Source organism: Flavobacteriales bacterium (genome assembly GCA_025210805.1).
In the GTDB taxonomy this organism is placed as follows: domain Bacteria; phylum Bacteroidota; class Bacteroidia; order Flavobacteriales; family CAJXXR01; genus JAOAQX01.
On record JAOAQX010000007.1, the window covers coordinates 135,594 to 149,377 of the forward strand.

11 protein-coding genes are annotated in these 13,784 nt (G+C 33.5%); 6 read left to right on the top strand and 5 right to left on the bottom strand.

The window, feature by feature from the left end; translation table 11 throughout:
- Positions 1–19 precede the first annotated feature (19 nt).
- Positions 20–757, top strand: coding sequence for a hypothetical protein (locus N4A45_04525; protein MCT4664483.1), 738 nt, complete (start codon positions 20–22; stop codon positions 755–757).
- Between the two features lie 62 nt (positions 758–819).
- Here the strand turns inward: N4A45_04525 and N4A45_04530 are convergent, their stop codons facing one another.
- A complete protein-coding gene (locus N4A45_04530) occupies positions 820–1,602 on the bottom strand; it encodes a fatty acid desaturase (GenBank protein MCT4664484.1) in 783 nt (260 codons plus the stop codon).
- A 510-nt stretch (positions 1,603–2,112) separates the two neighbouring features.
- On the bottom strand, positions 2,113–4,410 hold the full coding sequence (locus N4A45_04535) for a TonB-dependent receptor (GenBank protein ID MCT4664485.1): 2,298 nt from the start codon (positions 4,408–4,410) through the stop codon (positions 2,113–2,115).
- Between the two features lie 283 nt (positions 4,411–4,693).
- Here N4A45_04535 and N4A45_04540 point away from each other — a divergent pair, with 283 nt between their 5' ends.
- From N4A45_04540 to N4A45_04560, 5 genes are all read left to right on the top strand, one after another.
- Positions 4,694–5,536, top strand: a complete 843-nt coding sequence (locus tag N4A45_04540) for a DUF6089 family protein (protein MCT4664486.1) — start codon at positions 4,694–4,696, stop codon at positions 5,534–5,536.
- Positions 5,537–5,538: 2 nt separating this feature from the next.
- Positions 5,539–6,282 carry an isoprenyl transferase gene (locus N4A45_04545; protein ID MCT4664487.1) on the top strand — a complete coding sequence of 248 codons (744 nt, stop codon included), beginning with the start codon at positions 5,539–5,541 and terminating at the stop codon, positions 6,280–6,282.
- Positions 6,283–6,348: 66 nt separating this feature from the next.
- Positions 6,349–8,781, top strand: coding sequence for an outer membrane protein assembly factor BamA (bamA, locus tag N4A45_04550; GenBank protein ID MCT4664488.1), 2,433 nt, complete (start codon positions 6,349–6,351; stop codon positions 8,779–8,781).
- Positions 8,782–8,793: 12 nt separating this feature from the next.
- A complete protein-coding gene (locus N4A45_04555; protein ID MCT4664489.1) occupies positions 8,794–9,300 on the top strand; it encodes an OmpH family outer membrane protein in 507 nt (168 codons plus the stop codon).
- 52 nt (positions 9,301–9,352) lie between these two features.
- A complete protein-coding gene (locus N4A45_04560; GenBank protein MCT4664490.1) occupies positions 9,353–9,856 on the top strand; it encodes an OmpH family outer membrane protein in 504 nt (167 codons plus the stop codon).
- A 106-nt stretch (positions 9,857–9,962) separates the two neighbouring features.
- Here the strand turns inward: N4A45_04560 and N4A45_04565 are convergent, their stop codons facing one another.
- The 3 genes from N4A45_04565 to N4A45_04575 form a co-directional block, all read right to left on the bottom strand.
- The gene (locus N4A45_04565) at positions 9,963–10,484 is read right to left on the bottom strand and encodes a hypothetical protein (GenBank protein MCT4664491.1); all 522 of its coding nucleotides are present in this window, start codon (positions 10,482–10,484) and stop codon (positions 9,963–9,965) included.
- 94 nt (positions 10,485–10,578) lie between these two features.
- Positions 10,579–12,717: a ribonuclease R gene (gene rnr / locus N4A45_04570; protein MCT4664492.1), complete on the bottom strand. Its 2,139-nt coding sequence runs from the start codon at positions 12,715–12,717 to the stop codon at positions 10,579–10,581.
- Positions 12,718–12,992: 275 nt separating this feature from the next.
- Entirely contained in the window at positions 12,993–13,757 is a 765-nt protein-coding gene (locus tag N4A45_04575; GenBank protein ID MCT4664493.1) for a zinc-dependent peptidase, read from the bottom strand.
- Between the last annotated feature and the right edge of the window lie 27 nt (positions 13,758–13,784).

Here is a 13,784-nt window from a genome sequence, read left to right on the forward strand (position 1 = left end):
AAATTTCAAATAGATTTTCATGCGCTACATTTTTTTATTACTAATTGGTCTAATGTTTAACATACCTGTTGCAGTTGGACAATCTGAACATCATTTATCAAAAAAGGATTCAACAATGATATTTGAAGTGTGTAAAATTGATTTTTATGAAACACTAACTAATTGGGATGATTTGTCTTATTATGGTGACTGCCTTTATTTCCCTAATGACTCTTTAGCGAATGTTATGGCTAATAAACTAATGTTCAAAAGGTCATACAGTTTAGACAGCTACGAAAAGCTTAACGACAGTAATTTAGTTGTTAATTATAAACTTTCGCCCAACGGATATTCTGTTTCTGTTTTGATTAATAGATCCAGTCTGAAAGCTAAGAAAATAGGAAGTGGATCAATGTTGGAGTTTTGTATAAATAAAAAGAATGTTAAAGAACTACTCACAAAAGTTTCTAAAGAGAACATTTTTAAGATAATGAAGTATGTCTTACCAAATCAAGCAGTAGTAAGAAAACTTAGCTCTACAGATAAATTGATATTCTTTGAAGAGTATAAACCAAGTTTCCTATTGTTTTTTTTAATTAAAGAAAATGAATCAATTATGATTTACGATTTCGAAAAATTAAAATGGTTAGAGTATGAATGCTATCCATTAATGAATCATTTAACATTACAGAAACCCATAATATTCAACGATATTCCATCGTGGAAAGAGAATTTCGAGGAAAAACAGAATAGTTTAGATCGTATGGATATTGAATAAAAACATAAATATTCTCTACCCGCGGATAAAAAATTGGAAGCAAGCTAGCGCATTCTTTAAATTTAAAATGTATTCTTTTTTTCTATTTCTGGAGCATGATCATCTATCCTTTTAGCTAATTCAGGTAATTTAATTGTAGGCACAGCTGGAAATAAATGATGTTCTAAATGATAAAACATACTGAATGTTATTTTATTCTTCAGCCACCCTCTTTGTGTCCTTGCCAATTCAGGATTATCAGCTGTATCATTATGAACAGTCCACACAGCAAAAAAAGCCATTAAAAACTCCCCAATTATCATTACTAAAATATGATACTGAAGCCACTCTATTTCAAAATAGAAAGCTATCGCGATTGCTACTGCAATTAACGCAAGCTCTAAAACCATATTTTGTTTATATTTTTTATTACCCAATTCCCAAGTAACTTTATGAATTTTAAACATATGAATTGGTCCGTATAATATTGCACCATACCAACTCATGTGTGCTGCTTTTCCTTCTTGATCTTCTTCTGACAAGCAATACTTATGGTGTCTTAGATGATTAAACTTTACTGCATGAATAGAAGTCATCATTAAAATACTATTGCTAAACAGTGTAAACCAAGTTAAAAATCTATTTGTTCCTAGCGAATTATGAAATCCATTATGCACTTGTCTTAGACCAGCTAAAAAGAAAAATCCAGAAAATGGTAAAGCTATCAAATACATCCCTTTATATGCTAAAGTTATTGATATCACAAACCATGGAATTGTTAAATTATTTTCAATCAAAAGCTCTTTAATCGACAAGCTTTTTAAATCTCTCCACTCAACTTTTTTTACTATTTCTTGCTCTGTCATTCTATATCATTTTTATCAACTACCTACAACGATGAACGATCGTATTCCATCAAATGATTATGATGTACTACCTAGAATTAAGTTCTGATATTATTTTAATGCGGTTTCGAGTTTGTTTATTATCTCTTTTTATTTGGTATTCACCCTAAATATATTCTGCTGCAATTTCATCTTTGGATAACAACAGTCTTTTGTATCAATAGGAGACCAAATTAATTCTCCAGATAGCATTTGGACATCTGGATACTATATTTAATTTATCAAATATAGTAAATACAACAAATCAATCCGTTGATTTTTCGATAAATGCATATAAATTTCGACTTTTTTGTAAAAATTTCATCAATAAAACACTTAATAAATTACTTCTACTAAATCCTACTGAATAGCCAACTTGTAAAATCAAACAAAAAACTCTCTCTCAAATGACAACACCATTTCAATGGTAAATTCACCATAGGTATATTAGTGAAAAATCAATCATAAACACAATCATTCAAAAAATCGGCACTACACCCCTATCTTTAAGCCAAAATAAAAAGTTCTGGGCAAGCTTGGACCATAGATATAATTACTATCTCTATTTTTTCCTTTGTCGAAATCTTTTTGATAGGCATTAAAGACATTTTTTACACCTCCATAAAACTCGATATTATTTTGAAGTTTTTTCCAAGTTGTTTTATAGGCAAACTTTAACCCAAAATCAGAAAAAGCATCAGACTGTAAAAACTGGTCTTTTGTTACGCCTTCGGCACCTGCAAAGTGGACCAAATCCATTGTTCCAGTATAAAGATAGTTTAAGTAAACCGCCCATTTTTTTGTGGGAAAATAACTCAGAGTGGCAAATCCATAGGTGTTTGGCGTTCTTAAAAAAGCTTTTTTTGCCTCCAAACCTTCTAAAACCGTTACTGCTTCATCATATTCGCTTTTTTGAAAAGTAAAGCCACTTTCTATCTGAAATTTTTCGTCATAATTATATCGATATTCCAAAGAAAGTCCACGAACAACTGCTCCAGCTCCATTTCTTTTTTCAAACAACTCTCCGAAAGCATCTTCCCCAATATGATGCTGATAAAAGGCATTCTTTAAATTTGTATAAAATCCTTCTAGGGTAAAACCTGTGATAAAATGTTCGCTGGCATAATCATAATTAAAAGAGGTACTCCAGCTATTAGATCGTTCTTCTTTTAATCCTTTTGCCAAGGAAATTCTAGATACACCACCACCTGCAAAAGCCAAATGCAGATCGGTATCAAATGCTTGTGGTGCTCTAAATCCTTGTCCCCAGCTAAGTCTAAACTGAGCACCTTCAAATACTTTATACAATGCGGAGATTCTTGGACTTAAGACCACTTGGTCTAAGAAGTTATGATGATCCAGTCTTACTCCTGTCAAAAGATTCAAATCTTCTGTGAGATCCCAATCTGACTGGGCAAAAAGACCAAAATTTTCTACATTTTGATCAATTAAGTAATTGTATGTTCTAATTTCATCAAACACCTGATCGTTTTGAAATTCAAGACCTAAAGTCAATTGATTTCGATGCTTAAAAAACTTTTCGGGTCTTTTATTAAACTGTATTCCCCCTTGAAACGTTCTACTGTTTGAAATTCCATAAGGCGGTTTTTCGAGGTGATTTTTAATTTTCACAGAATCATCAGGAAAAATTCCTGTATAGTGATCTCTATCCGTATTTTGATAAGCAAGGTAGCTAACTAAACTAGCGTTTTTTTCATTCCACTCTATTTCATAATCCACACTTAATAAATCTACATCATGTGTTCTATCTTCACTTTGAAGAGCCAAATGTGGTGCTTTATCCACCATTTCTCCTCCATATCTTTTCTCTTGTAGATTACTATAGCTCCATTCTATTTTCTGGTTTACTTTGGGAATAAAAAAACCATTTAAACCAAAAGAGTTAATATTCAAGGAAGGCAATTCTGAAAACCGATCATCATTGGCATCCCAAGTTTCTCTTTTTCTTTTATTTACAAAGGCAGACAAACCTGCATTTTTTTTCTCATTTACCACACTGGCATTTCCAGATAATTGCATATCACTCGTTTCTCCATTAATAAATTGTTGGAGAAAATTGATTTCATAGGAGTTTTTCTCTGGAGTTTTAGTGAAGATATTTACTGTTCCACCTATTGCAGATGAACCATATAAGGCAGAACCAGCTCCTCTTACCACCTCAATTCTGTCAAGCATATTGCTGGGCATTTGTTCTAAGCCATAAAGTCCTGTTAATGGAGAGAAAATATTTCTACCATTAATCAAAATTTGCGAATAGGATCCCGAAAGACCATTCATTCTAAGCTGAGAATAGCTACAAGTTTGACAGTCCGTTTCCATTCTTAAACCAGGCTGAAAACTGAGTCCATCGGCTACAGAACAAGCCTGAATTTGTTCAAGTTTGCTTTTATCCATTACATGAACAATTACTGGAGATTCTGTTTTTCGTCTTGCAGTACGTGTTCCTGTAACCACTATTTGGTTCAGATAATTATTCTCTTCTTCCAAAGAAATTTTAAGGTATTTTGATGGATGTTTTTTGTTTATAATGACTTCTTTAATAACTGTTTTATACCCTATAAAACTCGCCTTTAATTGGTATTTACCAAATGTCAGATCATTAAATATAAATTTCCCTTGAGGATCTGAAATCGCTTTATAGTCCGTATTAATTAACTGAATATGTACACCTTCTAGAGGAATATTTTGCTCTATGACGTTTCCTGAAATTTTTCCTTGTCCGAAACTCCAAAAAGGAATGATGAGTAGCAATAGGAGAATTTTTTTCATCCAAATATTTTTTTTGATAATGCAAATATAATATTTAGACTAGACTAAAAATATATTTTGACAAACAAAAAATGTATTTTTTTATCGAATATTTACTTCCAATAGGAGTATTTAGAAACAAAATAGCGTTCCAATATATGTACTTATCTCAGAAATTTCTCTCAAATTAAGAAAGAAGTATTAACCTTAATTTACAAGTTTATAAGTTATATTTGCACAACTAAACCATAGATTTGTCGTTGTATTCTAGAAAGGAACAATCCTGTGGTAGAAAATAGATCTTATGCAGATTACAAAGAAGATTGCTAAAATAATAGGAAGCCTCTGTATTCTAATGTTTTTGAGTCAAGATATGCTTGCACAAAAACATGAGTTTGGAATTTTTGGAGGAGCTTCTGGATATATCGGAGATATCGGAGAAACTGACGGGCTAAAGAGTTTAAAAACGCTTGGGACAGTGAAAGGGATCTTTTATCGATATAATCCAGATTATTATATTGCTATAAGAACAATGATTGCTCAAGGGGACATTGAGGCCGATGATCGTCTTTCATCAGATCTCTTTAAGAAGCAGAGAGGCTTACATTTCTCTTCAAAAATCACCGAGTTTTCTGTTATTGGAGAATATCACTTCTTTAGGTATTCTGCTTACAAGCATAGAAATAGATTTTTTTCTACCCCATTTATATTTGCAGGAGTTGCGGGTTATATTTTTAATCCTCAAGCAGAACTCAATGGTAAAACATACGATTTACAAAAACTAGGGACCGAAGGTCAACTATTAAACGAAGGAGCAAGCTCATATAGTTTAACACAATTAGCCATCCCGTTTGGAGTAGGATATAAATTTAACTTTACCGAAAGATGGAAGTTTTCGGTTGAATTTGGTTGGAGAGCTTTGTTTACCGATTATCTTGATGATGCAAGCGGAAACTATGCAGATAAAACTAAAATACTCGCCTCAAAAGGTACAGACGCTGCTTATTTTTCAGATCCTACAGGAATGGGAAAAACGGGTCATCAAAGAGCAATTTCTACCAATAATGATTGGTACTTTTTTACAGGCTTTATGTTCTCATATAATATCAAACAAAAAAGAATTCATTGTCCTGATGAATTACAATAAGCATGACAGAATTAGATAACAATATAGATAAAAAGAACGTTCCTAAACACGTTGCCGTTATAATGGACGGAAATGGTCGATGGGCCAAAAAACAAGGAATGAAAAGGATTTTTGGACACAAAAACGGCGTTAAAGCAGTGAGAGAAACCATTGAAACGGCTGCCAAGTTAGGAATCCGATATTTGACTATGTACGCTTTTTCTACAGAGAATTGGAATCGTCCAAAGCTTGAGGTAAACGCATTAATGGATTTATTAGTCAATACACTTCAAAAAGAATTACCGACGCTTCAAAAGAACAATATTCGTTTAGAAACTATTGGTAATACAGAAGATTTACCCACAAACTGTAGAAAAAATCTACAAGATGTTATCGAAAAAACAAAAGACAACGAGCAACTTACCGTAGTGCTAGCACTAAGTTATAGTGCCCGATGGGAAACCGCTCAAGTACTTAAAAAACTGGCTTTGGATATCAAAGAAGAAAATATCCATCCAGATGAAATAAACGAAGAAACTTTTAGAAAGTATTCAAACACCAAAAATTATCCAGATCCCGAGTTACTTATTCGCACAAGTGGAGAACAAAGACTGAGCAATTTCTTGCTTTGGCAACTTGCTTACAGTGAATTTATTTTTGTAGAAAAACTCTGGCCAGAATTTCGTGGCGAAGACCTCATTGCCTGTATCGAAAGGTATCAAAACAGAGAAAGAAGATTTGGAAAAACCAGTGAACAGATAAATTAAATCAATTTCATGATTAAAAATATACTAAGCATTCTTTTCGTTTGCCTATTGGCAAACCCATTCACTATGTGGGCACAAATTGACCTTGGAAATAACCAAATCAATATCAATTTTGAAGCCCCAAAAGAATATACCATAGGAAGCATTGAAGTAACAGGAGAAAACAACCTTGATAAAAACTCGGTTTTACTACTTGCAGGACTAGAAGTGGGTGATAAAATTAAGGTTCCTGGAGATGAAACCAAAAATTTGGTAAGAAAATTTTGGGAACAAGGACTCTTTTCCGATGTCAGACTACTGGCTACAAAAATTGAAGAAAACTTTATCTTTTTGGAGTTGTCGTTAGATGAACTTCCAAAAGTTTCGAAATTCTCTTTTCCTGGTAGAACCGATAATGAGGTGAAGAAACTGAAAGAAAAACTACAGCTTTACCGAGGTAAAACCATTACCAAGGATATGCTAAGAACTGCCAAAATAAGTATTAATAAATACTATATTGCCAAAGGTTTTTATGATGTTGAAACGAATATCGAAGTAAGTGATGACGAAGATATGCGAAACGGAAAAATCCTAGATTTTAATATCAATAAAAACAAAAGAATAAAAGTTGCCTCGATTAGTTTTGAGGGTAATGAAGCATTTTCTGATGGTAAACTCCGTAGGAAAATGAAAGAAACAAAAACCAAGAAATTTTACCGACTGTTTAAGGCTTCAAAATTTATTGAGAAAAACTACGAAGAAGATAAAAAAGCCATAATAGATGCATACAATGCAAAAGGGTTTCGAGATGCCAAAATAACCAAAGAAAGTATTACCAGAAACGACAAAGGGAGAATTGTAATCAATATGGATATTAATGAAGGGAAGAAATACTACTTTAGAAATATCAAATGGATTGGAAATACAAAATACACTTCCGAAAAATTAACACAAGTATTGGGGATCAAGGCAGGAGATATTTATGACGAAAAACTCCTCAATGAACGATTAGAGTTTAGTTTTTCTTCAACAGATATCAAGTCACTCTATATGAATGATGGATACCTTTTCTTTAATATTCAACCCGTAGAAGTATTGGTAGAAAATGACTCTATAGATCTTGAAATGCGTATTGTAGAAGGTCAACAAGCCTTTATTAGAAACGTCATTGTAAAAGGAAATACAAAAACAAGAGATGCCGTTGTTTACCGAGAACTGAGAACCAAGCCAGGACAGCTTTTCCGTCGCTCTGATATCATTAGAACCCAAGAAGAACTTTCTAGATTGAGGTATTTTAATCCGCAGAAAATGGGAATTCAGCCTATCCCAGATCCTGCCACAGGAATGGTAGATATAGAATATGATCTTCAAGAAATGTCGGCAGATCAAATACAACTTCAAGGAGCTTGGGGAGGTTCAAACCAATTCTTAGGAACTTTGGCATTGAGTTTAAATAATTTCTCGCTGAGAAAATTCTTTGATAAAGATGCATGGAAACCTACACCTAGTGGAGATGGACAAAAACTTAATTTGAATGCTACTTCAAACGGTTCTTTCTACCAGAGTTATGGAATTTCTTTTACAGAACCATGGCTGGGAGGTAAAAAACCAAACTCACTTACTGTAGGGCTCAATCATACTGTATTTACCCAAGGCGAGAATGGTAAATTAATTACCAATAGAGGTTTTGTATCCCTAGGAAAAAGATTGCGTTGGCCAGATGACTTTTTTACACTTACCCACAGCCTTACTTTACAAAGATATAGCCTCAATAACTGGTCTTACGAAATTGTAGATGGATTTAGAGATGGAGTTTCTCATAACTTCAATTACAGAATTGGACTTTCACGTAGTTCGGTCTTTGATCCTTTCTTCCCAACATCGGGTTCTACTTTTAGTATTTCTGGAGAATTTACCCCTCCATATTCACTTATAAATGGTAAAGATTATAAAAACCTAGAACCAAAAGAGCGTTTTAAGTGGTTAGAATACTATAAACTAAGATTCTCTGCAGACTGGTACACAAATATCGTTGGAAAACTTGTTCTTAGAACCCACTTTGAAACAGGATCTCTTGCACCTTATAATTCTGAAACAGGATTAACACCTTTTGAACGTTTCCATATTGGAGGAGACGGACTACAAGCAGGAGGGCGTTTTGATGGGTCTGAAGTAATTGCATTAAGAGGATACGGAAACTCTGAAGCAAACCCTAAAGCTACCTCACAAGAAGCCTCTGGAGCTTATGTGAAGTACTTTATAGAAGCACGATACCCATTTATGAAAAGTGCTCAAACCACCATTTATGGTCAAGTATTTGCAGAAGCAGGTAATGGATTCGCAGATTTCTCTCAGTTTGACTCTTTTGTTACCAAAAGATCTGCCGGTGTAGGATTCCGTGTAATTATGCCAATGCTGGGAATTCTAGGAGTTGATTTTGCTTATGGATTCGACCCAATTTACGGGAAGAAAACACCTAGCGGATGGCAAACACACTTTATTTTAGGACAACGTTTTTAAAAAAATTATTCTATGAAAAAACTTATTTTTATTCTGACACTTTTTTTAGGATTCAATATGGCAAATGCTCAAAAGTTTTGCTACGTAGATTCTAAATACATTCTTAGTGAAATTCCTGAGTATAATATTGCCTTAGAGAAAATAGATGAACTCTCTGCCAAATGGCAAAAGGAAATAGAAGAAGAACAAATCGCAATTGATAAAATGTTTGAAATGTATCAAGCAGAACAAGCATTGCTTACTCCAGACTTAAAATTATCTCGTGAAGATGAGATCATTAAAAAAGAAAGAAAGTTAAAAGACCTTAAAAGAAAATATTTTGGTCCTAATGGTAAGCTTTTTGAAAAACAAAAGAGCTACTTACAACCAATTCAAGAAAAAGTTCAAGCTGCAATTAATGAATATGCTCAAAAGAAACGCTACGCAATAGTATTTGACAAAGCAGGTGAATTAGTGATGCTTTATTCAGACCCTAAATTTGATGTAAGCGATGAAATTTTGAATAAATTAGGTTATTAATAGCATTTGGTTATTTTTGTAAACATTAAAAAAAGAAAGTAAAAAAAACAACATGAAAAGACTTTTGACAGTACTTATGGTTTGCGCAACAGTTTTAGTTGCTCAAGCACAAGAAAAAATCGGATATATCAATTCATCAGAAATTTTGGAAATGCTTCCAGAAACAGCATCTGCACGTAAAAAAGTAGAAGCAGTTACTAAGAAAAAGCAAACTCAGCTAAAATCGCTTGAGAACGAATTGAAATCTAAATATGATGCTTTTAACGCAGAAGCTGCAACCATGACTGAATCTGTTGCAACATCTCGTAAATCTGAAATATTAACTTTAGAGAAGAAAATTAAAGCGTTCTACGAAGAGTCACAAAAAACACTGATGAAAGCAGAAACAGATGCTCTAAAACCACTTATTGAGAAGGTTCAAAAGGCAATAAATGCAGTAGCCAAAGGAGAAGGTTATACTTATATTATTGACATGGCAGTTTCTAACGGATTCATTGTATTTGCAGCCAAAAAGAAAGATGTTACACCAAGTGTAAAGAAGCAGTTAGGACTTTAGTAGGACACTGTTTTACAAATACAAAAGGCTATACAAGAAATTGTATAGCCTTTTTTTGTGTTAAAGAGATTCATATAATGCCGCAAGTTTTATACCATTTACGGTGTTATAATCTATTTACCACTTGCAATAACTGCTTTGTTCTCAAACGAACTCCTGCACTATCCTTGGGCGGTAAATCCTCTAAAATAAGCTGCACTTCCCTTGCCAATTCTGGATATCTTGGAAGTAAATACTCAGTGATTTTCATACAGTGGGCTACCACCGCTATTTCCTCAAAGGGATTGGAAAAATGACGAATGCAAAAATCTAATAGAAAACCTGCTTGTTCCTCATTAAAATTTCTTTTCTTTTTAGTTAAAACCCTTAAAACACTTCTTTTGCAAGAAGAATTTGAGAGTTTTTCCAAACTCCATATCCATACATCCTCCCATTGTTTATAAAAGGCTTCGTGCTTGTAGAAAAAGTGGTCGAGATACCAAAAAGGAATAAAACTTTCCGCTTCATTCTTAATAGCAAAATCAATGCTTTCGGCAAGAATATCGGGGTGCTCTTTCCAAATATCGTAAAGCAATTCTTCTTGCTTCCAATACTGTCTAGTTTTTAAAATATCATAATCAAATCCCATCAATCTATTTCTAATTTTTGAGTTATCAACGTTTTCTACAAGCGTGTATCGAGATCGTTACAAAATGATTCTTTGCTTTTCTGTCTGCGATTTCCTACTCCACTAGCACCATATCAATATGCTTTTTAACAAGATCTGTATGGGTGATTTTTACTTTTATTTTGTCTCCAAATTTGATCACACGCCCCGAGTTTACTCCTTTAATCATATACTGTTTAGGAAATGCCATATAGAAGTCTGATTCAATACTAGAGATTCTAATCATTCCTTCACAATGATTGTCGATAATTTCTGCATAAATCCCTCTTTCTGTTACACCACTTACTGTTGCTTCAAAACTTTCTCCTACGTGTTCAGACATCAGTTTTACCTGCATAAACTTGATGGAGCTACGCTCAGCATCTGTGGCAAGTTTTTCCATATCCGAACTATGTTTACAAAGTCCTTCATACATTACAGGATTTGCGTTATCGCCTCCTTTTGCATAATGTGTTAATAAACGATGTGCCATTACATCGGGGTATCGTCTAATGGGTGAAGTGAAATGACTATAATGCTTAAAACCGAGTCCATAATGTCCAATATTATTGGTACTGTATTTGGCTTTACTCATGCTTCGCATTGCCAAAAGTTCTACCATTTCTCCAAAAGGAGTTTCGTAAGCTTCTGCCAATACTCTGTTTATTTCTTCGTTGAGATTTGGATTATCGAGATTAAACTCAAATCCCATTTGGGTAACAAAACTTTTAAATTTTTCTAGTTTTTCGATGTCTGGTCGATCGTGAATTCTGTAAACAAAAGTTCGAGCTTGTCTTTTGGAGCTCACTTTTCCGATACTTTCTCCCACCTTTTTGTTTGCCAAAAGCATGAATTCTTCAATCAATTTATTGGCATCTTTTGAAATCTTGAAATAGACTCCGATGGGGTTTTTCTCATCATCCAGTTTAAAGCGAATTTCTTCTTTATCAAAAGCAATAGCTCCAGAACTGGTTCTTTTCTTTCGGAATTTTTTCGCCAAATTATCTAACAATAAAATTTCTTCTCCGTAAGGTCCTTGCTGGGTTTCTATTATTTCTTGAGCTTCTTCATAAGTAAAACGATGGTTTGATTCTATGATCGTTCTTCCTATCCAAACATCTTTTATAGTGGCTCTTTCATTAATGTGAAAAACCACAGAATAAGTTCTTTTTACCTCATGGGGTCTCAGAGAGCACAAACCGTTTGAAAGCACCTCTGGAAGCATAGGAACTACTCGATCTACCAAATAGATAGAAGTGGCTCTAGATTGCGCTTCTTTATCCAATATTTCAGATTGATCAAGGTAGTAACTTACATCGGCAATATGCACACCTATTTCCCAAAGATCTTCCGCAATTTTCTTTACAGAAAGGGCATCATCAAAATCTTTGGCATCCACAGGGTCTATGGTAAATGTGGGTGTTCCTCTAAAATCCCTTCGCTCTGCTAGGTCTTCTTTGGTAAGTTGATCACTAAATCTTTTGGCTTCTTTTTCTACTTCAGGAGGAAACTCATAAGGCAAACCAAACTCTGCTAATGTTCCTTGTACTTCTGATTCTATACTACCTACTTTTCCGAAATTTTTAACTACTTTCCCAAAAGGGTTTTTGGCATCCAAAGGCCAAGAGGTCATTATTACTTCCACTCGGTCACCTTCTTTAGCATCTTGGAGATTTTTTTGAGGAACAAAGAAATCTTTCCCTACATTTTTTGTCTGGATAAAAGCATTTTTTCCTTGTTTTTGAACAACTCCAATATAGCTTGTTTTATTTCTTTCAATAATTCTGAGAACCTGACCTTCTTGCTTTTTTCCTCTTTTATTAGGAATTAAAAGAAGCTCTACCAAATCATTATTGAGTGCATGAGCAGTATTTTTTCTAGAAACAAAAATATCATCGTTTTCTTCCATTAAAAAATACCCCGAACCCGATGGATTTATCTGGATATTTCCAATAAGAGTCTGCTTACTATTTTTTAGTGCATAGCTTCCGTGCCCTACTTCTTGAATGATTTCTTCCGCCAAAAAGTTTCTCAAAATTTGAACCACTTGGTGTTTCAAGTCTTTGGTTTTAAGTTTTAAGGCGTTAAAAATTTCTTTGGGAGTATGTGGCTCTGGATTATCGTGAAGAAAGGCAATTATTTTACGATCCAAATGTGGAACTTTCTTCTTCTGAACAAGGCGTTTACCTCGTATATTATTTCTCTTTTTTGACATAATTTTTTTTGCTAATTCCTAAGGTTTTAATATTAAAAATAAATTAGGAATAAATAATTGAACGGAAATCAATAAAATCCGTTTTTGTTAAACCAATTAGGATACTTTCAAAAATTGGGATTTTTTGGAAAAACAAATATTACATATAAACATTAAGGTAATATACTTCTCCTAAATTTTGAGGCTTCATTGGTTAACCAAGACAAATATCATGCAAAATAGTTGAATAAAGCTTATTTATACCGATTACTTGTTAAATACGCTCTTGAGCATGTTTAATGATCAAATATTTCACAAAGAATTTTATATAATTCTGGGTGTTTTCTTTTCAAAAGTTGTGGTTGTTCAAAAAAATAAGTAGAAATCACTGCAAAAAACTCTGCTTGGTTCGTCGCTCCATAAGGGTTAATGTCCTTATGTTCCTTTTTACGAATCTCAGATATCTTGGTCAAAACCATGGTCATCCATGGTAAAATATATTGTTTTTCGAGAAAAACAGCAGGAATTCCATCGATATTTCCGTCTGCTTTGTCAAGCAAGTGAACAAACTCATGAATGGCAGTATTGTGTTTGTCTGTTTCATTTTGAAAACCGTGGTATAAGGCTTTTTTAGATAAAATCATTTTTCCTTCCATAAAACCGCTACCCACCATTCCTAAAATGCGTGTTCCTTGGTTTTTGAACTTAAAATCACCATCAAAACCAGAAGGATACAGCAAGACTTCCGTAAGGTTGTCATAACGCCATTTTTTAAAATTAAATATGGGAATAATTGCCGAAGCTGCAATCAATAATTCATCAGTTCTTTCTACCTTAGTTTTCACTCCTTCTATTCGGGTATTGAGTAAAAACTCCAATACTTTAAATTCAAAATGTATTTGATCCTCCTCTTTAAGTTCTTGATAAAAAGGAACTTTATCTTCCAAAATAGCAATATCATCAAGATTCATTGGATGCTTTGGTGTTTTCCAACGATTTTGATAGAAATAATAAATCAAATATGCCACAAAGGCAAAAAAAGGTAGATATATAAAAATCATCTCTTAATGTGTAATAGCAAAAAACTA

Coding starts and splice junctions, on each gene's coding strand:
- bamA (MCT4664488.1), top strand. CDS start 6,349: ATGTGGGCACAAATTGACCTTGGAAATAACCAAATCAATATCAATTTT.
- N4A45_04540 (MCT4664486.1), top strand. CDS start 4,694: ATGCAGATTACAAAGAAGATTGCTAAAATAATAGGAAGCCTCTGTATT.
- N4A45_04555 (MCT4664489.1), top strand. CDS start 8,794: ATGAAAAAACTTATTTTTATTCTGACACTTTTTTTAGGATTCAATATG.
- rnr (MCT4664492.1), bottom strand. CDS start 12,717: ATGTCAAAAAAGAGAAATAATATACGAGGTAAACGCCTTGTTCAGAAG.
- N4A45_04530 (MCT4664484.1), bottom strand. CDS start 1,602: ATGACAGAGCAAGAAATAGTAAAAAAAGTTGAGTGGAGAGATTTAAAA.
- N4A45_04560 (MCT4664490.1), top strand. CDS start 9,353: ATGAAAAGACTTTTGACAGTACTTATGGTTTGCGCAACAGTTTTAGTT.
- N4A45_04545 (MCT4664487.1), top strand. CDS start 5,539: ATGACAGAATTAGATAACAATATAGATAAAAAGAACGTTCCTAAACAC.
- N4A45_04565 (MCT4664491.1), bottom strand. CDS start 10,484: ATGGGATTTGATTATGATATTTTAAAAACTAGACAGTATTGGAAGCAA.
- N4A45_04525 (MCT4664483.1), top strand. CDS start 20: ATGCGCTACATTTTTTTATTACTAATTGGTCTAATGTTTAACATACCT.
- N4A45_04535 (MCT4664485.1), bottom strand. CDS start 4,410: ATGAAAAAAATTCTCCTATTGCTACTCATCATTCCTTTTTGGAGTTTC.
- N4A45_04575 (MCT4664493.1), bottom strand. CDS start 13,757: ATGATTTTTATATATCTACCTTTTTTTGCCTTTGTGGCATATTTGATT.